Source organism: Actinomadura citrea, from assembly GCF_013409045.1.
GTDB classification, from domain to species: domain Bacteria; phylum Actinomycetota; class Actinomycetes; order Streptosporangiales; family Streptosporangiaceae; genus Spirillospora; species Spirillospora citrea.
The window spans coordinates 1,752,017-1,770,991 of the sequence record NZ_JACCBT010000001.1; the positions used below are offsets into that span (position 1 = coordinate 1,752,017).

16 protein-coding genes and 1 riboswitch are annotated in these 18,975 nt (G+C 73.1%); of the genes, 7 read left to right on the top strand and 9 right to left on the bottom strand.

Annotated features, from left to right (window positions below; genetic code table 11):
- Window positions 1-48: 48 nt before the first annotated feature.
- From BJ999_RS08445 to BJ999_RS08455, 3 genes are all read left to right on the top strand, one after another.
- On the top strand, window positions 49-1,338 hold the full coding sequence (locus BJ999_RS08445) for an amidohydrolase family protein (protein WP_179832765.1): 1,290 nt from the start codon (window positions 49-51) through the stop codon (window positions 1,336-1,338).
- Between the two features lie 67 nt (window positions 1,339-1,405).
- Window positions 1,406-2,134 carry a Mut7-C RNAse domain-containing protein gene (locus tag BJ999_RS08450; protein ID WP_229810284.1) on the top strand — a complete coding sequence of 243 codons (729 nt, stop codon included), beginning with the start codon at window positions 1,406-1,408 and terminating at the stop codon, window positions 2,132-2,134.
- A 28-nt stretch (window positions 2,135-2,162) separates the two neighbouring features.
- A complete protein-coding gene (locus BJ999_RS08455; RefSeq protein WP_179838411.1) occupies window positions 2,163-2,549 on the top strand; it encodes a (deoxy)nucleoside triphosphate pyrophosphohydrolase in 387 nt (128 codons plus the stop codon).
- A 364-nt stretch (window positions 2,550-2,913) separates the two neighbouring features.
- On the opposite strand, the gene BJ999_RS08460 is transcribed toward BJ999_RS08455, so the two are convergent.
- Window positions 2,914-3,930 carry a C40 family peptidase gene (locus tag BJ999_RS08460; protein WP_179832767.1) on the bottom strand — a complete coding sequence of 339 codons (1,017 nt, stop codon included), beginning with the start codon at window positions 3,928-3,930 and terminating at the stop codon, window positions 2,914-2,916.
- A gap of 7 nt (window positions 3,931-3,937) precedes the next feature.
- Window positions 3,938-4,068, bottom strand: a riboswitch (cyclic di-AMP (ydaO/yuaA leader).
- A gap of 190 nt (window positions 4,069-4,258) precedes the next feature.
- On the opposite strand from BJ999_RS08460, the gene typA reads away from it, so the two are divergent.
- Window positions 4,259-6,112 (top strand): translational GTPase TypA, encoded by a 1,854-nt coding sequence (gene typA, locus BJ999_RS08465; protein ID WP_179832768.1) that lies wholly within the window; start codon window positions 4,259-4,261, stop codon window positions 6,110-6,112.
- Between the two features lie 69 nt (window positions 6,113-6,181).
- On the opposite strand, the gene BJ999_RS08470 is transcribed toward typA, so the two are convergent.
- Entirely contained in the window at window positions 6,182-6,574 is a 393-nt protein-coding gene (locus BJ999_RS08470; protein WP_179832769.1) for an FHA domain-containing protein, read from the bottom strand.
- A gap of 51 nt (window positions 6,575-6,625) precedes the next feature.
- Between BJ999_RS08470 and BJ999_RS08475 the strand changes: the two genes are divergently transcribed.
- Window positions 6,626-7,597, top strand: a complete 972-nt coding sequence (locus tag BJ999_RS08475; RefSeq protein ID WP_179832770.1) for a hypothetical protein — start codon at window positions 6,626-6,628, stop codon at window positions 7,595-7,597.
- On the opposite strand, the gene BJ999_RS08480 is transcribed toward BJ999_RS08475, so the two are convergent.
- The 6 genes from BJ999_RS08480 to BJ999_RS08505 all read right to left on the bottom strand — a co-directional run bounded on the left by BJ999_RS08480 (window position 7,501) and on the right by BJ999_RS08505 (window position 15,501).
- Complete coding sequence (locus BJ999_RS08480; RefSeq protein WP_179832771.1) at window positions 7,501-8,250, bottom strand: 4Fe-4S single cluster domain-containing protein; 750 nt, start codon at window positions 8,248-8,250, stop codon at window positions 7,501-7,503. The two genes, BJ999_RS08475 and BJ999_RS08480, sit on opposite strands and share 97 nt — an antisense overlap.
- On the bottom strand, window positions 8,247-10,157 hold the full coding sequence (locus BJ999_RS08485; protein WP_179832772.1) for an AAA family ATPase: 1,911 nt from the start codon (window positions 10,155-10,157) through the stop codon (window positions 8,247-8,249). The genes BJ999_RS08480 and BJ999_RS08485 overlap by 4 nt, the downstream gene beginning before the upstream one ends.
- A gap of 38 nt (window positions 10,158-10,195) precedes the next feature.
- Entirely contained in the window at window positions 10,196-11,320 is a 1,125-nt protein-coding gene (locus BJ999_RS08490) for a response regulator receiver protein (protein WP_179832773.1), read from the bottom strand.
- Entirely contained in the window at window positions 11,317-13,650 is a 2,334-nt protein-coding gene (locus BJ999_RS08495; protein WP_179832774.1) for a serine/threonine-protein kinase, read from the bottom strand. The genes BJ999_RS08490 and BJ999_RS08495 overlap by 4 nt, the downstream gene beginning before the upstream one ends.
- Window positions 13,651-13,661: 11 nt before the next feature.
- Window positions 13,662-14,156, bottom strand: coding sequence for a DUF4282 domain-containing protein (locus tag BJ999_RS42890; RefSeq protein WP_268247798.1), 495 nt, complete (start codon window positions 14,154-14,156; stop codon window positions 13,662-13,664).
- Between the two features lie 193 nt (window positions 14,157-14,349).
- Window positions 14,350-15,501, bottom strand: a complete 1,152-nt coding sequence (locus BJ999_RS08505; RefSeq protein ID WP_179832776.1) for a hypothetical protein — start codon at window positions 15,499-15,501, stop codon at window positions 14,350-14,352.
- A gap of 270 nt (window positions 15,502-15,771) precedes the next feature.
- Between BJ999_RS08505 and BJ999_RS08510 the strand changes: the two genes are divergently transcribed.
- Window positions 15,772-16,779, top strand: a complete 1,008-nt coding sequence (locus BJ999_RS08510; RefSeq protein WP_179832777.1) for a hypothetical protein — start codon at window positions 15,772-15,774, stop codon at window positions 16,777-16,779.
- Between the two features lie 43 nt (window positions 16,780-16,822).
- Window positions 16,823-17,332 carry a hypothetical protein gene (locus BJ999_RS08515; protein WP_179832778.1) on the top strand — a complete coding sequence of 170 codons (510 nt, stop codon included), beginning with the start codon at window positions 16,823-16,825 and terminating at the stop codon, window positions 17,330-17,332.
- A 120-nt stretch (window positions 17,333-17,452) separates the two neighbouring features.
- On the opposite strand, the gene BJ999_RS08520 is transcribed toward BJ999_RS08515, so the two are convergent.
- Entirely contained in the window at window positions 17,453-18,964 is a 1,512-nt protein-coding gene (locus tag BJ999_RS08520) for a hypothetical protein (protein WP_179832779.1), read from the bottom strand.
- Between the last annotated feature and the right edge of the window lie 11 nt (window positions 18,965-18,975).

The following is an 18,975-nucleotide window of genomic DNA, read 5'->3' on the forward strand; positions in this document are numbered from 1 at the left end:
TCGCTCCACCAGTTGCTTTTTAGAAAGCTAACTCTTAAGCTTTTAAGCATGACAACGACCCTGCTGATCACCAACGGCCTCGTCATCGACACCGCCCCCGAACCCACCGTGCTGGGGACCGCCGACGTGCTCGTCGAGGACGGCCGCATCGCCGCGGTCGGTCCGGACCTGGCGGCGCCGGACGGCGCCGAGACCATCGACGCGACCGGGCACATCGTCATGCCGGGCTTCGTCGACACCCACCGGCACACCTGGCAGGCCGGGATCCGCGCCGCCCTGCCGGACGGCACGCTCCCCGCCTACCTGCGCCGCGTCCTCGGCGAGCTGGCGCCCCGGTACCGCCCGGACGACGTGTTCGCCGGGACGCTCGCCGGGTCCCTGGAGTGCCTCGACTCCGGCATCACGACGCTGGTCGACTGGTCGCACATCCAGCTGAGCCCGGACCACACCGAGGCGAACATCGCGGCGCTGCGGGCCGCCGGCATCAGGGCGGTGTTCGGGTACTGCTACGGCGGCGACGGCGACCTCGGCGCGCTCGCCGCCGAGACCGGCCGCGTCCACCGCGAGCACTTCGCCGCCCCGGGCGGCACCGTCACGATGGCGATGGCCGCGCTCGGCCCCGAGATCGCGGGCGAGGAGCGCGCCCTCGCCGAGTGGCGCACGGCCCGCGAGTTCGGGCTGCCGGTCACCGTGCACATGGGCGGCCACGGCGCCGAGAGCGCCGCTCGCGGCCTGGCGTTCCTCGACGCCCACCGGCTGATGGACCACCCGGCCACGTACGTCCACGCCAACTTCTACACCGACGAGGACCTGAAGCGGATCGCCGGAAGCGGCGGGACGGTCTCCGTCGCCCCCGCCATCGAGGCCGCACTGGACATCGGCGCCCCGCCCACCGGACGTGCCCGCGGCGCGGGCGCCGCGACCGGGCTCGGCGCCGACACGGTCGCCTCCGGCCCCGGCGACATGTTCAGCGTGATGCGCGCCGCCTACGTCCTCGAACGGGGACGCCCGGACGGCGCCGGCCTCGGCTTCACCACCGCCGACGCCCTGCGGACGGCCACGATCGAGGGCGCCGAGGTCGCGGGGCTCGCGGACGTCACCGGATCGCTGACCCCGGGCAAGCAGGCCGACCTCCTCGTCCTGCGCACCGACACCTTCGGCCTCGCGGCGGCCCACGACCCCATCGCGGCCGTGGTCCTGGCGGCGGACACCCGCAACGTCGACACCGTCCTGGTCGGCGGACGGGTGGTCAAGCGCGGGGGAGTGCTGCGCGGACATGACGTCCCCGCCCTCCTGGCGCGCCTGTCGGACTCCGCCGCGCACGTGACGGCCGCCTGAACCGTCGGCCGCGCGTGGCATGCTGATCGGCGTGGAGATAACGATCCGCGTCGCCGACGAGCTGCTGATGTTCCTGCCCGCCACCCGGCGGGAGTCCCCGGCGCGGGTGCCCTTCGACGGAACCTCGACGCTGGGGCACCTCGTGGAGTCGCTGGGCGTCCCGCTGCCCGAGGCGGGCCCGATGACCGCCGACGGCGAGCCCGCCGGGCCCGCCACCCGGCCGGACGCCGGGGCCGAGGTCCGCGTCGCGGCGGTGCCGCGCCCCCAGCCCGTGCCGCTGGAGCCGGGCCAGGTCGCCCCCCGCTTCCTCCTGGACGTGCACCTCGGCACGCTGGCCCGGCGCATGCGCCTGCTCGGCCTCGACACCGCCTACCACAACGACATGGACGACCCGGCGCTCGTCGTCCAGGCCAACGAGGAGCGCCGCGTCCTGCTCACCCAGGACCGCGGCCTCCTGCGCCGCCGCGCCCTGTGGTTCGGCGCCTACGTCCGCGGCTCGCGGCCGGACGACCAGCTCCGCGACCTGCTCGACCGCTTCGCGCCCGTCCTGCGGCCGTGGACGCGCTGCACCGCCTGCAACGGCGAGCTCGTCCCCGTCGACAAGGAGGAGATCGAGCGCGAGCTGCGGGCGGGCACGCGCCGCAGCTACGACGTCTACGGCCGCTGCGCCGGGTGCGGGCAGGTCTACTGGCGCGGGGCGCACGGCGACCACCTTGAGGAGATCGTCCGCGACGCGACGCGTCTGGTCGCCTCCCTCCGGGGGAACGGAACCGGACGGACCGGCGCCGCGGTCTGATCACGAAGACGGAGAGGAGCTGGTCGCGATCGATCTCGTGGTGGTGGGGGCGGCGATCCTCGCGGACGGGCGGCTGCTGGCCGCCCAGCGCGCCGAGCCGCCGCACATGGCGGGCGGCTGGGAGCTCCCCGGCGGCAAGGTCGACCCCGGGGAGTCGGACGAGGACGCCCTGGTACGCGAGTGCCACGAGGAACTGGCCGTGAAGGTGCGCCTCGTCCGCCGCGTCGGCGGCGACTGGCGCCTGAGCGAGCGCGCCGTCCTGCGCGTCTGGACGGCCGAGCTGGCAGAAGGCGAGCCCCAGCCTCTGGAACACCTGGAACTCCGCTGGCTGACCCCGCCCGAGCTCTACGACGTCGACTGGCTCCCCGGCGACCGCCCAGTGATAGACCTCCTGGCCGCCCAGGGCCTCACCTAGAACCTCCTGAACCCGGGCCCGCCCCGCGGGGATCCACCCGGGCGCCCAAGCCCGAACGCGCCGACCCTGGCCACCGCCGAAACCAAGCAACAACCTGAAGGACCGCGATCGCGTCCGGAGGCAGGTTCGAGCGAAGCGTGAATCTGATCGAGATCGGCCGAGCACCCAAGCCGTTCACGACCGACCTCAGCCGCCACAGCAACCCCGCAACAACCCCAAGGGCCGCGATCGCGTCCGAAGGCAGGTTCAAGCGAAGCGAGAACCTGATCGCGCAGCGAGCCGCAAGGCGAGACGAAGCGATGCCAGCGATCGCCCGCGTTTATCGACGATGGAGGGCCGCCAGGCCCGAAGGAGGAGAAAAACGCTAAGAAATACGGTTCGCGCCTGCGAAGTCCGAGCGGTCGGAGAGTTTGGAGATTTTGACCACATCGCCGGTCTGGGGGGCGTGGAGGTACTTGCCGTCGCCCAGGTAGATGCCCATGTGGTGCAGGTTGCCGCCGAAGTACACGAGGTCGCCGGAGCGGAGCGCGCCGCGCGAGACCTTGGTTCCCATGGCGAACAGGTCGCCGGTGTAGTGCGGGAGGCCGGGCTTGCCGACCTGGCCGTAGGCCCAGACGACGAGGCCGGAGCAGTCGAAGCTGCTCGGTCCGGCGGCGGCCCACACGTACGGGGAGCCGAGCTTGGTGAGCGCCTTGCGGGCCATCTTCGCGGGCAGGCCGGAGCCCTTGACGGTGGCGCTGAGGCCGGTGCGCGGGTCGCTCGCGTGGGTGGTGGTCAGCTTGTCGAGGCGCTTCATCACCTCGGAGACCTTGGTCCTGGCCGCCTCGCGCGCCTTCTTGGCGTCGTCCCAGGCCTTCTTGACCTGGGCGGTCTTCGCCTTCGCGGTGCGCTCCGCGGCGTCGGCCTGGTCGATCTGCTTCTTCAGGGCGAGGACGGCTGTGGCCTGGCTCTGCGCGAGGTAGGCGCGGTCGGACAGCCCCTCGGGGGAGGCGCCGGAGCCGAAGAGGACGTCGGGGCTGCCGGCCATGTAGTTCGCGGCGGCCAGGGCGCCGAGCCGCCGGCGGGCGGGCTCGGCGAGGGCGCGCAGCCGCTCGGCCTCCTTGGTGGCGTCCTGCTCGGCCTTGCGGGCCTTGTTGAACTCCACACGGGCCTTGTTGAACTTCTCCGTGAGGATCTCGGCCTCTTCGTTCAGCGCGTCGAGGCTCTTGCGCAGGCCCTTCTCGGTCGTCGGCGTGGGGCTCGGAGCCGACGGCGCGGAGGCGGGCCGGAACGGCTGCGCGGCGTGGGCGAGGTTCGGCGCGGTGGCGCCGAGGCCGATCAGGAGCAGGGTGGCGGTGGCGGTGGGCAGAACGCGACGCCGCCGGTGGGAATCCGGAGCCAAGCCGGTGTTCTCCTCTCCTCGTACGCCTACCGGGTTAGCTGACGGGTTCGGGCCGGAGTCGCCCTACGACGAGCGTCGATTCACCCCGAGGGTGGTGGGTCCCCGGTTCTCCCGCGGGAGATTCGGCGTTCCGGCCGCAGTCCCGGGGGGTGGGACTCCGGACGACCGGATCTCGGGCAGATTACAAAGGATGCGCAAAGTTGGCCAATCGAGGCCCGTGCGACCGGTGGGACGAACGGCTCGGAGTGGGTGGTACGCACGGCCAAGTAGAATGGGTACTGCCGCGTGTCTGCGGCGACTCCCGAACTCTCACGCAAGGCGAACCCGCATGCCCATCTCCACGCGCGACGACCTCCGTAACGTTGCGATCGTCGCCCACGTCGACCATGGCAAGACGACGCTGGTCGACGCCATGCTCTGGCAGTCCGGCGCCTTCCGCGAGAACCAGGACGTCGACGACCGGGTGCTCGACTCCAACGACCTGGAGCGCGAGAAGGGGATCACCATCCTCGCGAAGAACACCGCGGTCCTGCACAACGGGCTGACCATCAACATCATCGACACTCCGGGGCACGCCGACTTCGGCGGCGAGGTCGAGCGCGGCCTGTCCATGGTGGACGGCGTCGTGCTCCTGGTGGACGCCAGCGAGGGCCCGCTCCCGCAGACCCGGTTCGTGCTGCGCAAGGCGCTCGAGGCGCGGCTGCCGGTGATCCTTGTCGTGAACAAGACCGACCGTCCCGACGCGCGCATCGACGAGGTCGTGGACGAGACCTACGAGCTCTTCATGGACCTCGACGCCGACGAGGAGCAGATCGACTTCCCGATCGTGTTCGCGTCCGGCCGCGCCGGGCGGGCCTCGCTCGACAAGCCCGCGGACGGCACGATGCCCGGCAGCGACGACCTGGAGCCGCTGTTCAAGGTCATCACCGAGACGATCCCCGCGCCGTCCTACGACCCGGACGCCCCGCTCCAGGCGCACGTGACGAACCTGGACGCCTCCAGCTACCTCGGCCGGATCGCGCTGTGCCGGGTGCACGCCGGCACGATCAAGAAGGGCCAGCAGGTCGCCTGGTGCCGGCACGACGGCAGCGTCGACCGGGTGAAGATCACCGAGCTGCTGATGACGGAGGCGCTCACCCGCAAGCCCGCGGACGACGCCGGGCCCGGCGACATCATCGCCATCGCCGGCATCCCCGACATCATGATCGGCGACACCATCGCCGATCCGGAGGACCCGCGCCCGCTGCCGCTGATCACGGTGGACGAGCCCGCGATCTCCATGACGATCGGCACCAACACCGGTCCGATGGCGGGCCGCGAGAAGGGCACCAAGGTCACCGCCCGGATGGTCAAGGACCGGCTCGAACGCGAGCTCGTCGGCAACGTGTCGATCCGGGTGCTGCCGACCGAGCGTCCCGACGCCTGGGAGGTGCAGGGCCGCGGCGAGCTCGCCCTGGCGATCCTGGTGGAGAACATGCGCCGCGAGGGCTACGAGCTGACCGTCGGCAAGCCGCAGGTCGTCACGCGGGAGATCGACGGCAAGAAGCACGAGCCGGTCGAGCGGCTCACCGTCGACATCCCCGAGGAGTACCTCGGCGCGGTCACGCAGCTGATGGCGGTCCGCAAGGGCCGCATGGAGCACATGACCAACCACGGCACCGGCTGGATCCGGATGGAGTTCCTCGTCCCGGCCCGCGCCCTGATCGGGTTCCGCACCGAGTTCATGACCGAGACGCGCGGCACCGGCATGGCCCACCACGTCTTCGAGGACTACGAGCCCTGGTTCGGCGAGCTGCGCACCCGTCCCTCGGGTTCGCTCGTGGCCGACCGGTCCGGCGCCGCCACCGCCTACGCGATCACCAACCTCCAGGAGCGCGGGACGTTCTTCGTCGGCCCGACCACCGAGGTGTACGAGGGCATGATCGTGGGGGAGAACTCCCGCGCCGACGACATGGACGTCAACATCACCAAGGAGAAGAAGCTCACGAACATGCGGTCGTCCACCGGCGACGAGCTGGAGCGGCTCACCCCGCCCCGTCTCCTGTCGCTGGAGGAGGCCCTGGAGTTCTGCCGCGAGGACGAGTGCGTCGAGGTCACCCCGACCGCCGTCCGCATCCGCAAGGTCGTCCTGGACGCCAAGGAGCGCGAGCGCACGCGCGCCCGCACCAAGCGCGCCGGCTGAGCGCCGAAGCCCAAAGGGGCGGCCCCGCGGTTCTCGGAACCGCGGGGCCGCCCCTTTGACGCGTGCTGCTCAGCTCAGCTGGACGGTGCCCGTGACATCGGCGGCCAGGCGGAGCTGGTCGCCGTCGCGGAGCGGGGCGTCCACGCCGCGGGGGAGACGCTCGCCGTTGACGAACGTCCCGTTGGTCGAGCCCTCGTCGCGCACCCACGCCGTCCCGGACGGGTCGAGCCACACCGTCGAGTGGCGCCGCGAGACGTTGTCGTACTGCGTGAACGTGGTCGCCACCGGCGACTGGCCGGCGTCCCGGCCGAGCACCAGGTGCTGGCCGACCGAGACCTTGAGCTCTCCCGTGGGGAACTGGACGCGCAGGACGGGCGTGCCCTTCTGCGGCAGCGGGCGCAGGCACGAGTCGCACTGTGCGGCGCCCGGGTTGGACAGCACCGCCTCGCAGTACGGGCACATGAACGCCGTGCTGTCGGGCGCGGGCGACCGCTGCTGGCCCTGGTTGTGCTCGTGCGGCAGCAGCGTCGCCTCGCGGCCGTGCAGCGGCTGCCCCCCGTGCTGGGGCTGGCCCCCGTGCTGGGGCTGGCCCCCGTGCTGGGGCTGGCCCCCGTGCTGGGGCTGGCCCCCATGCTGCGGCTGACCGTACTGGGGCTGCCCATGCTGCGGCTGCCCGTACTGGTGGTCGGCCGGTCCGGGCTGCGGGGCACCGTACTGGTCCTGCGGGGCGCCGTACTGCTGCTGCGGCTGCTGGTACTGGTCCTGCGGCTGCTGCTGGTAGGGGTCGGGCGCCTGCTGCTGCTGCGGTGCGCCCCACTGGTCCTGGGGCGGCTGCTGCTGCGGCGCGCCCCACGGGTCCGCGGGCGGCTGCTGCTGCGGCTGGCCGTACTGCTGCTGGCCCTGCTGCGGCTGCTGCCCGTACGGGGACTGCCCGTGCTGACCCTGCCCGTGCTGACCTTGCCCGTGCTGGTCATGGGACTGCTGCGGAGGCATGGGCGGACCCCACGCGTCCGGCTGCTGCTGCTGTTGCTGCGGCGGGCCCCACTGGTCCTGGGGCGGCTGCTGCTGCGGCGCGCCCCACGGGTCCGCGGGCGGCTGCTGCTGCGGCTGGCCGTACTGCTGCTGCCCGTGCTGGGGCTGACCGTACTGCTGCCCCTGCTGAGGCTGGCCCTGCTGGGGCTGCCCGTGCTGCGGCTGGCCGTACTGGTCCTGCGGGGCGCCGTACTGCTGGCCCCCCTGCTGCGGCCCCGGCGGCGGGGGTATCCGCTGCGGTTCGTACCCGCCCGGGCCCTGCTGGTGAGCGCCGCCACCGGCGCGTGCCAGATTGGCCCCGCAGCTCATGCAGAGCAGATCACCCGGCTGGAACGGTTCGTCACAGACCGGACAGTTCAAGGTCGCCATGACACATCCCCCGAGCGCACCCCGGCGCGGTCGAGCCTCGACGTGAGGCGCTCCATGTCACCTCTTCGCGGGATCCCTATGTAGTACACCCGCTTTCCCTCCGGCCCTTCGTCCACGGACACCTGTACTCGGGGCCCTCTTCCTTCAGTGTCGCCGACGCCGGCCACTGCCCCGTACCGCTCGCGTCCCAGGGGGGACACCGGCACGACACGCTGGTTGGCCGACCCCCTCCAGAGTAGGGAGCCGTCCCCGGGGTGTCGCCCCCCAGGGTTGAGCCGGTCGACGTACGGCCCCGTGACCACGGCGTCACACATGTCCACGATCTCGCGCGTCACAGCGGCGCGCGAGAGCCGAGAGTAGACATATCCGCTGTAAACCAATATGTCCAACGCAATCGTCTCACGGTCGCGGGTCTCCCGCCACGCGCGGATCCCCCGCACCAGGGCCGCCAGCGCGGCCGGCTGCTGGAAGGGTTCGCCGCCCGAGATGGTCACCCCGTCGACCGGTTCGGGAAGGGACGCGAGCCATCCTAGGACCGCTTCGACGGGGATCGCCCTTCCCTGGTCGGCGTCCCACGTGTCTCGGGAGAGGCAGCCGTGGCAGTGCAACGTGCAACCCTGCGTCCAGATGCCCGCCCGCGTCCCGGGGCCGAGTGTGGTCACCGGATAGTGCGCCTTGGCGAGCAGGAGCGTCTCACCGGCGCCGTCTCCGGCCGCGGGGGGACGGCCCGTGCTCACTGGAGGTCCAGGTGCACGATGCTGCCCTCGCGCCGGATCCCCGTCACGGTCACCTTCTCGTCCGGGACGAGCTCCCGGTCGAACAGCGCACGCGCCAGCGGGTTGACGAAGTGCGACTCCAGCGCCATGCCGATGCCGCGCCCGCCCTTGGCGAGCTCCTCCGTGCACCACTCGCGGAGCGTCTGCAGCGCGTCCCCCTTCACGGCGAGGACGAGCCGGTGCTCCTCGGTGACCCGCCGGCAGATGTTCGCGAACTGCAGGTCGAAGATCTTGTGCGCGGCCTCGCCGGAGATGAAGTCGAACACGACGATGTTGTCGCCGAACCGGTTGAGCAGCTCCGGCCGGTTCAGCACCGCCGTGAAGTGGTCGGCGACGGCGCCCTTGATGCGCTGCTCGACCTGTTGGTAGGACATCCCGGGTGTGATGTTCTGCACACGGTCCGGCGCCCCGTACGCGGACCCGTCACCGGCCGTGAGGTCCCGCCCCGGCACGAACATCCCGAGGTTGGAGGTGAAGATGAGGATCGACTCGGAGAAGTGCACGGTGTTGCCGCGCCCGTCGGTGAGCCGGCCGTCCTCCAGGATCTGCAGGAACTTGTCCAGGATCCGCGGGTGCGCCTTCTCGATCTCGTCGAAGAGGATCACCCGGAACGGGTCCTCGCGGACGGCGTTGGTGAGCTCGCCGCCGGCCTCGTGCCCCACGTACCCGGGCGGCGACCCGATCAGCCGGTCGCCGGAGCCCTCCCCGGAGAACTCGCTCATGTCGAAGCGCAGGTAGGCCGACTCGTCGCCGAAGACCAGCTCGGTGATCGCCTTGGCCAGCTCCGTCTTGCCGGTGCCGGTCGGACCCGCGAAGAACAGCACCCCGCGCGGGCGGCTGCCGGACCTGGTCGCCTGCGCGCCCGACAGCCCGAGCACCGCCCGCTTGAGGATGTCCAGGGTCTTCGTGACCGCCTGTGGCTGCCCGATCACCCGCTCGGGGACGCGCTTCTCACCCTCCAGCACCCGGCGCCGCAGGTGCCCGCGGCTCCACGGGTTGTCGAGCACGCCCAGCTTGTAGGTGCGGACCGCGTCCGGCAGGTCGGCGAGGTCGACGTTGCGCTCCTTCGCCAGCCGGGTCACCTCGATCATCGACTGGAGGGTCAGCCCGTCGGCCTGCTCGGCGAACGCGTCGCACGCCGCGGCCGCCACCTCGTCCGACCCGACGTCGCTCACCCCGAACGCGCGGGCCAGCAGCCGCGCGGTCTCCTGCCGGTCGCCGAGATGCGGGCGCGGGATCGTGATCTCGCGGATGTTCTCGTTGTCGGCCGTCAGCCACGGCGGCAGGTCGCCCGGCCGCTCCACCAGCCAGATGACCGGGTTGTAGAGCGGCTTCGGCCGCGCCCCCGTCACCCGGACGGGACGCGCGCTGCGCGACAGCTTCGCGCAGAACCGGAAGAAGTCGCGCTCGGCCGGCTCCAGGTCCGTCGGGGTCCGGGCGATGCGCGACGCCGAGTCGATCAGGAACGCGGCGCGGACGTTCTCCTGCGGCCGGGCGATCGCGGCCAGATGCCGCGTCAGCCCCTCCAGCGACGGCTTCTCGTCCGCCTTGATCTTGCCGAGCAGCGACTCCGCCGCCGACGCCGCCTCGCCCCCGGACGCCTCGCCCGGGTCGGGAACGATCTGCAGCCCGTCCACCGGGTCGTAGACGGCCATGAAGGACGCGCCGCTGGAGTGCAGCGTCTCCCACAGCAGGGCCCGCAACGGGAGCAGCCGAGCCGGGCCGCCGTCCGACGGGGCGAGGAAACTGTCGTGCAGGTTCCCCGACAGGACGTACTGGGAGTGCACCGAGAGGGTCGCGTCGAGCTCCCGGATGAACGGCGGCCAACCCTGCAACCGCCCCCCGAGGGTCGGCGAATCAATGCTCATCTAGTCACTCCACTCCGTCCGCGCGCCCCCTGCACACCTCACTTGTGACGCTCGCGGGAGCGTTCGCGTTGGGCGGCACGGCCCCTAGTCTGCCGTGCCTCCGCCGAAACGGGCAGCTCACGCACCCCGGGCTCCAGCCGCCACGCCACGTCCGAGCGGATCCCCGCCCCCGCCAGGCGCTCCCGTGCCGCCTCGAACGCCTCGCACCACTCCTGTTCCCGCTCGATGTCCACCCGGCGGTCGTCCTCGCTCTCCGCGGGCCGCTCGCGCACCATCGAGGCGCGCACGTGCGCGGCGTCGTCCACGCGCATCCGGACGCTGTGGTCGGGCCAGGCGCCCTTGGTCAGCGTCACGGTGCCGTCCTCGGCCGTCAGCGTCTCGAACCCGGCCTGGACCTCGTACCCCATGTCCTCGAACGCGGCCGTGACCGAGTCGAGGACGTACCGGCGCTCGGCCTCGGCCTGCTCGGCGGCGTCGCGCTCGGCCGCCCGCCGCCGTTCCTCGTCCCGCCGCTCCCGGGTGCGGCGGTTGGCCTCCTGGATCCGCAGCCGCACCTCCTGCAGGACGCCCTCCGCGTCGGCCGGCGTCGCGACGCCGGCCAGCAGCCCCGCCGCCTCCGCGACCGCCCGCCGCTCCGCCTCCCCGGCGTCGGGCAGCAGCCGCGTCATGATCCGCTCAAGGTGCTCGCGCAGGTCGCCGGCCCGCGGCGGCGGCGCGGCGTCTCCGGCGGCGGACTCCAGGCCCTCGGCGGGGACGTCGAAGATCTGCGTGCCGACCTGGGCGGCGAGGTGCTCGGAGAGGCGCCGTTCGGCCTCGTCCAGGACGGGGTCGGTCGCGGCGCACCAGGCGGTCAGCTCCGCGGCGGACCGTTCGGCCGGGTCGAGCCGGCCGGGCAGCGGCACGTCCGCCCCGATCTTCGCGCGGGTCTCGGCGAGCGCGGCGATGCGCGCGTTGCGCTCCACCGTCTCGCGCAGCGCCCTCTCGTGCGTCCGGACCTCGGCGAGCGCCGCCGCCCGCGCCTCCGCGCGCCCGGCGGCGAGCGCCGCCAGCGCTTCCGCGCCCCGTCCGGCCAGGCCCGCGCCGTGCCCGAGCAGGCGGTTCATGCCGAGGCTGAGCACCACCGCCGCGTCCAGCGCGATGTCCGCGTCGATCCCGCTGCTCATGGGGTCCCTCCGATCGCCCGTGCCTGCCGCCAGTGGTGCAGCCGCACCCCGGCCGCGACGGCGTGCGCGGCGGGGACGGCGATGAGGACGAGGACCCACAGCAGGCTCGCGATGGACGTCACCGCCGCGAGCAGGAGAAGGAAGAGCAGCAGCGGCACCGTCGCGGCGACGAGCACGCACCCGCAGCCGCGCCGCCCGGTCCGCTGCGCGGCGCCCGACATCGTCTGGGACGCCGTCGACAGTCCGCGGCCGCCCGCGCCGAGGATGCCCGAGAGCATCGCCCATGGACCGTGGGGGAGGTAGTCCGCGCCCTGCGCGCGCGCCACGAAGACCTCGCCGCCGCATTGCACCGCCCAGGCGAGCACGGACGCGACGGCCAGAACGCCGAAGGAAATGCCCGAAGAGGAACTGTGCAGGCCGACCGATGTCGTGCCGTCGTCGTCGCCTCCGCCGAACAGCGACCCGATGACCCAGCTCACCAGGAGCCAGAAGAACAGCAGCGGCGACGTCAGCGCGACGGCCTTCACCATGGCCGAGTTGCGCCCGGCGAGCCGCCGCCGTTCGCGGTCGGCCCAGTGCGTGCGCAGCGCCTCGTCGCGCTGCTCGGCGGCGTGCCGCTCGCGCGTTCGCGACTCGCTCTCGGCCACGGCCTCGGGGGCGGCACGCGCCACGGCGAGCAGCCGCAGCGGATCGTCGCCGGCCCCGTCCACCATCCAGGAGAACCACGGCACCGGTTCGGAGACGGGCGCGCGCGCCCGCTCCGCGCCCTTGGCGATCAGGGGCCCGGTCTCGTCCGGACGCGCCGCCAGCGCGAGCAGGGCGAGCAGCACGGCGGGCGGCTCCTCCGCGCCGGCGTCGGGCAGCCGGCCGGCGAGACCCGGCGGCGTGGAGCCCTGCTCGCGCAGCCAGCGCGCCAGGTCGTTCCATGCCGACACGTGCGCGTGCCACTGGTCGTCGACCCGGGCGAGTTCTTCGCCGCCCGCGAAGCCGGCGAGCACGGGCAGCAGGCGGTGCTCCCACAGCGCCCGCCCGATGAGGCAGGCCGTGCGGTGGTCGGGATGGCTCCGGTCGGCGGCCAGGCCCGCCAGTCCGGGCAGGTCGGCGGCGGTGATCCGGCGGCCGAGGTAATGCGGGGGCATCGCCGGATCCAGCCACCGGACGAAGTGGAGGAGTTTGACGTCGGGCGGCAGCGTCGTCATGAGGTGGCCGTCGACGAGCGCGATGCGGCTGTCGTCGGGTATCTCCGCGAGCCATTCCCGCAGGCTCCGCCACGCCTCGCCGGACTCGCCCCGTCCGAAGAAGTACTGGGCGGCGTGGTCCCAGTTCTCGACGAGCGCGCGCGCCAGCTCACTCCTGCCGGTGTAGCGCCGCCCCTTGAACGGAAGCCCGACGCCCGTCTGGACGCTCTCCTCCGCGACCTGCGGTGAACCGCCGTCCAGCCACTCCCGGACCTGCTCGCCCGTCCATCTTCCGCGCGGGTCGCGGGTCAGCAGGCCCTGGCACAGCAGCCGCAGCCGCGGGTCGGGGACGTCGTCCGCGCTGACCGGCCGCGTCGCGAGGTGGTCGACCACGACGGTCTCGCTCAACCCCTGGAAGGGCGGCCGGCCCGTGGCCAGCTCCCGGACGATCATGCCGAGCGACCACCAGTCGCGCGCCGGCGACACCTGGCCGGACAGCGACTCCGGCGCCGCGTAGGCCAGCGTCCGCGACGACGAGGCGAACACCACGCTCTGGTCGAGGACCCGGCTCAGCCCGAAGTCGGCGATCGCGAGGCGCAGCGGCTCCCTGCCCAGCACCAGCACGTTCTCGGGCTTGAGGTCCCGGTGGACGATGCCGGCGCGGTGCAGCGCCCGCAGACCGGCGGCGAGCTGGGCGGCGACCTCGCCGGCCGTCTCGCCGGGGAGCGGCCCCTCGTCCATCAGCGTCCGCAGGTTGCCGTCCGGCGCGTACGCGGCGACCTCGTAGTCGCGGCCGTCGGCGTGTCCGGTCTCCAGGATGCGCAGGACGTTCGGCGCCTCCAGCGCGGGCAGCTTCGCCCACACCTCCCGGTCGGCGCGGTACCCGCGGCGGAAGATCTTCACCACGAACTCGGCGCCGTCGCCGTCGCGCACCAGGAGCAGGTCGGACTCGGCGCCCTGCACGGGCAGTTCGGCGACCACCGCGTACCGCTCGCCGAGCACGGCCGGCAGCCGCATCAGCGGATCTCCCGGACCGTGCCCCTCCCGCCGGGTCAGCGACGCCGGGCGCGGCCCGGGCACCCCCGCGTCCCGCCGCGTCGTCCCGGCATCCCGCCGGGTGTCCCGCGGCGGGGTGCCATCGAACTCGCCCACAGCAGTCCCGTCTAGCCCTTGTCCTTGATGGCCCGAAGATACTCGCTGATCTTGAACTGGTTGATGACGAACTCCAGGACGATCCGGGTCGCGAACACCTGGAAGAGCCACACGAACGGGGACGCGAGCAGGAGGAGGTAGCCGAACGCCGCGCTGTCGTCGATCCACGCCAGCCCGTACACCGCCATCAGCAGGGAGAACAGGGAGATCGGGATCAGCGCGAGCACGTAGAGGATCTTCACCACCCGCGTGGTGATCATGTTGTCGAAGTTCAGGTCGAACAGCCCCCCGAGCAGGTTCCCGCCCCTCGGCTCGCCGGGCGGGGGCGCCCACCCCTGCCGCGGGTCCTGGAACCCGGAGGCCGGGCCGGGAGGGCGGGGCCCGGGGACGGGGCCGGGGCCCGGAAAGGGACCGGCGGGCCCGCCAGGAGGCGGACCATAGGGCCCGCCAGGCCCGCCGGGCGCCTGCGAACGCGGAGGGTGACCAGGGTCCGGTGGGTTCGTCATCACCGTCGTCTCCAGTGTGGGGGCCGCTACACGGAGACTCTAAAGCCTGGCTCCGTCCCCCGCCGGAACCCGCCGCGCGACGATCCCGTATCGCGCGAGGGCCGGTGCGGACGTCCGGACCGGTGGCGCCAGGGGTCTGGCACCACCGGTCCGGACGAACGGTGCGAGGCGAGGCGCCGGTCCGCGCCGGGCGTCAGGCGGCCGGCACGCCGGTGGCCGGCTGCGCGGACCGCACCTCGGCCTGGTTGGGCTTGGCGGCCAGGCCCGGCAGGTCGGTGGTCGCGGCGCGCAGGCGGGCGATGCCCTCGGCCCCGAGGTCGCCCAGCATGATGTCGTAGGCCAGGTCGCGCACCGTGTCGACGCCGACGGCCGAGTGCAGCATGGCGGCGATGGTCTCGGTGAGCACCCGCTCGTAGGCCTCGAACTTCAGCGTCTCGGCCACCGCCGGGTTCCACTCCAGCTGGTCGCCCGCCGTGACGTGCAGCTGCAGGCCGCCGGTCACCGGGTCCACCTGGTCCAGGTCGATCTCGGCGGCGACGCGGCCGCGGGCCGCCGGCGTTCCGTCGTCGGCGAACAGCAGCGCCGGGATCGTGAAGGTCACCTGCTCGGCGGGCTTGCGCTGCCGGACGGCGTTGCCGCGCGGCACGGCCGGGACGTCGACGTGGTCCAGCTGCGACAGCATCCGGAACGTCGCCAGGCCGAGGATGCTGTTGATGGCCAGCGCGGTCGCCCGGGTGACCGTCTCCATCTCGCCGGGCTTGCGGGTGAGGTAGCCGCTGAACCCGTAGGCGATGATGCGGTCCCGGACGGGGGAGCGCAGGAAGATGCGCAGCCGCACCCCCGCGACGGGGAGTTCGAACTCGGTGTCGGCGTCGCTGACGTCGGACCGGACGAAGCCGCCCTCCGACCTGGTCAGCTTGCCGGCCAGGGCCAGCGTCCCCTCGTTGCCGGCGCGGGCGAGGGTCAGGACGTAGAGGTCGCCGTCCAGCTCGGTGATCACTTCGTCGCCGAGGACGACCGACAGGGCACGCGCCGTCTCGTTCAGGCCGTGCAGGGTCCTGCGCGGCATGCGCAGCCGCAGCTGGTTCTGCGCCGTCACCCGCCCGGCGACGGTGCTCTCGACGTGCTCGACCTCCCGCTCGGCCTGCTTGCCGGTGTAGTTGCGCAGGCTGAACGCCAGGACCTCGTTGTCCGTCCGCACCCCGCAGGTCGCCTTCAGCGCCTTCTTGGCGCTGAGCGGGTACGGCAGGTCCTGCCGGACGTACTTGGTCGCGTCCACGAACACGGGAACGTCGTCGTCGAAGAGGCGCCGGACGTAGAATTCTTCCTTGGTTTGCGTTGGCACTGTGCACCCTTCTCCGTGTCCAGCCACCGGCCGCGGACGGCCGGCGGTAACGTCGGCACCCGGCCGATTCCGGCCAGGTGCGGCACCGGTCGCCCCGGCCGGTGTCCACTCTTCAGTCATAACCGTTTCGGGCCAGGTCGGATCGGCAAGTACCAGAGGACCGGACGACGAGCGCCGACGAACCGGTTGACAAATAAAGCATGCGGCTCGCCCCGTCGCGTGGACAGTCATGCGTGACACACGGGGGCGGCACACTACAAAGGAGACCAGATGCACCAGTTGACCGATTACGTGCTGGCCGTTCGCACCACCGGTTCACCTCCGGCGATCGAAGGGGTCAAGTCGGTCGACCTGGTTCCGGGCGACGACGAGGACGTGATCGCCGCGACCATCGCCGGCCTGCGGGCGAGCGGCCTGACCGCGGCCGACTTCCGATCGCGCGTGATCTACCTCGCGCCCGAGGACCCGAACTGCCTCGTCCCGTACGCGGCACTGTGCGGCTTCGCCGGCCGCCGCGTCGACGCCTACGCCGGCGGGACCGTCCTCGAGTTCTCGCGGCTGGACCCGCAGGGGGAGGCCTTCACCGACGCGGGCCGGCCCCCCGGGTACCTGGAGTGGGGCCAGGTCGGCGGCCAGGACGCCGAAGGCGTCCCGACCGTGCAGGTCGGCTCCGGCGCGCAGCAGTTGGTCACCCCGGAGGCCGCGACCGTGATCCGGTACGCGGCGCGGCTGCGCATGGTCCCGCCGGACTCGGCCCGGGACGCGCTGGCCACCTTCGTGCTCGTCGCGGCTTTGCGGCGGCGGGCCGACGACCGGTTCCCCTACCTGTCCACCGGCAACGAGCCCGCCCCGGTCACCAAGGACGACCCGACCCAGGGCGTCGACCTGGAGAAGCTGCGGCGCGAGGCGGCCAAGTACCGGCAGGAGCTGCGGGCCGGGCGCCGCGGCGCCGACATGGTGCCGCCCGTCCCCGTCTCGCCGCACAACAAGCGGATCGCCGAGGCCAAGTCGGTGGACGTCCGGACGGTGCTGACGCGGCTGGGCTCCTCCTCCGACGACGGGAACCTGTGGCACTGCCCGCGTCCGAGCAGGCACAGCAACGGCGACCAGAACCCCTCGATGAAGGTGTACGGGGACAACCGGACCAGGTGCCACCGCTGCGACGCCGAGAAGGTCGGTCCGATCCGGCTGGTCATCGACGTCCTGGGGGTCACTCCGGACGAGGCCGCGAGCTTCATCCTCGACTCCGACCGCGTCGTGGACATGCGTACTGCCTGAACCGTCCCTGGCGGCCGGGGGGCCGCCCGGGCAGGGGGAACCGATGGCCGATTCGCAGGGCCGCGCGAACGTGGTGCTGCTGACCGTGGATGGAGAGCAGGTGGGCCACGTTCACCGCAGTGTCCTCGAACGGGTCGCCGAGATCGCGGGCCGGCTGGGATGCCGCGACGCCGTCGCGCTGGCCGGTCCGCCGGTCACGTTCGGCGGCTCCTGCGTGTCGCGGCTGCGGCGTGACCTTGAGCAGGTCATCGCCTACGCCGACGCGGCGCAGCGGACCGGCTGGGTTTTAGGCGATATCGCCGTCGCCCCCGGCGATCGGGCGGTGCCGGTGATGGACACGGCGCAGGGCAGGCTCTGGGCCCACCCCGTCCGCGGATTCGAACTGCACGGGGCGACGGGGGTGCGCCGGGTCACCGAACTGGCCGCGATACCGGGCACCCCGCAGCGCGCCCCCCTGGCCCGTCTCATCGCGCCGCTGGCCGATGCGGCGGCGCGTGCGAGGGTGCTGGAGATAGGCGAGGGAAAGCACGAGCGCGCCGTGCACCTGAGCTGACACGCGACTGAGCCGACACCCGAAGGGGCGCCGCTCGCCGGACATGGCGAGCGGCGCCCCTTCGTCGTTCCTGGGGAACCGGGTGCGGGCCGTGGGCGGCGCCGCGGCTCCGGTGGGCGGTCAGCGGTCGACGAGCCGCTCCGGCGCGGCGGACGGCCCCGTGACGGCGAACCGCAGCGCCGCCGGGAACTGCGTCTCCGGGTTGGCGATGAGGCCGCCGACCTGCCCCGCGCCCGCCATCTCCTCGGCCACCGCGCCCGGGCGCACGCCGAGCACGTAGTCGGCCTCCATCGGGCTCACCGCGGTGACGCACCCGGCGGGGAGCGTCGCGTACGCCCCGAGGAAGACGCGGCTTCCCTCCGGGATCAACGAGGCGAGCGCGCGGATGACGATCCGCGCGGCCGGGCCCGTCACGGTCACCGTCTGCATCTGCTGCAGCGCCTGCCGGATCCGGGCGAGCTGGTCCCCGCCGACGACGCCGCTGGCGACGAGGGCGTTGGTGTTCGGGACCGTGCCGCTCCGCCGGCTGATCACGACGGAGTCGTTGACCTTCGAGACGACCAGGCCCCGCTTCTCCCGGGAGGCCGTGATCGTCTTGACGGCCCGGCGGGACGCGGCGAGGTTGGGGAACCCCGGGATCTGGCGGATGCCGCGCGCTCCGCAGACGGTCACCTGGGTCCCGTGGACGTGCACCTCGTCGATCGTCTCGTCGCGCATCAGCTCGCCGAGCAGGTGGGTGCCGTTCAGTACGTGGTAGACCCTGCTGGCCATGGCCGGATCCCCGCCCGTGTGCCGGGTGAGGACCTCCAGCCAGAGTTCGGCCACCCGGGGGCGGAGCGTGGTGGCGATGCGCTCCGCGATGGCCCACGCCGGGTCGGCCGCGGGCGGCGGCTGGGGCGTGGCGGCATCCTCGGGCTCCTGCGGGGTCTGCTCGACCTGCGGGGCGGCCTGCTCGACCTGCTCGACCTGCTCGACCTGCGGAGCCTGGGCGGGTGCCGGGGTCTCGGTGGCATGCCCGGCCGTTCTGAAGGGCGTGCTGCGCGTGGTCCGGTGATCCTGCGCGGACGCGGGGGCCTCCGCCGTCCCGCCCGCCTTCGGCGCGGACGGGGCTTCGGCGCTCTGCGCGTCCTCGGGGGTCTCGGGAGGCTGCTCCGCCGGCGCGTCCGCGGGCTCCTCCTGCTTCCGGGGCCTCTCCTGCGCCTTCGGCTTCGCGGCGGCCGACGGCGCCTGAGCCTGCGCCCCGCCCGCCCCGGCGCCCGCCCCGCCCGCCCCGGCGCCCGCCCCGGCCACCGCCTGGTCGGACGGGGATCCGGCGGCCGGTCGCCCCGGTGCGGGAGCGGCGCCGTTGGCGGAGTCGTCCCAGGCGGAGAACAGTGACGCCCAGTCGTCCTGCGGACCCCGCTGGTCGGCTCCCGTCTCGGAACCCGGGCCAGAACCGTTGGCGGTACCTGTGGCGGCGCCCGTGTCCGCCGGTGCGGCGGTGCCCGTGTCCGCCGGCGCGGAGGCAGGGGCGCCGGTCACCAGGAGCTTGTCCTGCGAGGGTTGCTCTTCCGGCCCATCGTCCTCCTCCTGGCCGACGCCGATGGCCGCCCAGAAGTCCATTCCGGTGGCGGGCTCATTTTGCGCTGCCATATGGCCGCTTC

Bases quoted from the DNA above. Each gene is read 5' to 3' on its own strand.
- BJ999_RS08445 (WP_179832765.1), top strand. From the start codon at position 49: ATGACAACGACCCTGCTGATCACCAACGGCCTCGTCATCGACACCGCC.
- BJ999_RS08450 (WP_229810284.1), top strand. From the start codon at position 1,406: ATGTTCCTGCCCGCCACCCGGCGGGAGTCCCCGGCGCGGGTGCCCTTC.
- typA (WP_179832768.1), top strand. From the start codon at position 4,259: ATGCCCATCTCCACGCGCGACGACCTCCGTAACGTTGCGATCGTCGCC.
- BJ999_RS08470 (WP_179832769.1), bottom strand. From the start codon at position 6,574: ATGTGCCCGTACTGCGAGGCGGTGCTGTCCAACCCGGGCGCCGCACAG.
- BJ999_RS08485 (WP_179832772.1), bottom strand. From the start codon at position 10,157: ATGAGCATTGATTCGCCGACCCTCGGGGGGCGGTTGCAGGGTTGGCCG.
- BJ999_RS08490 (WP_179832773.1), bottom strand. From the start codon at position 11,320: ATGAGCAGCGGGATCGACGCGGACATCGCGCTGGACGCGGCGGTGGTG.
- BJ999_RS42890 (WP_268247798.1), bottom strand. From the start codon at position 14,156: ATGACGAACCCACCGGACCCTGGTCACCCTCCGCGTTCGCAGGCGCCC.
- BJ999_RS08510 (WP_179832777.1), top strand. From the start codon at position 15,772: ATGCACCAGTTGACCGATTACGTGCTGGCCGTTCGCACCACCGGTTCA.
- BJ999_RS08515 (WP_179832778.1), top strand. From the start codon at position 16,823: ATGGCCGATTCGCAGGGCCGCGCGAACGTGGTGCTGCTGACCGTGGAT.
- BJ999_RS08520 (WP_179832779.1), bottom strand. From the start codon at position 18,964: ATGGCAGCGCAAAATGAGCCCGCCACCGGAATGGACTTCTGGGCGGCC.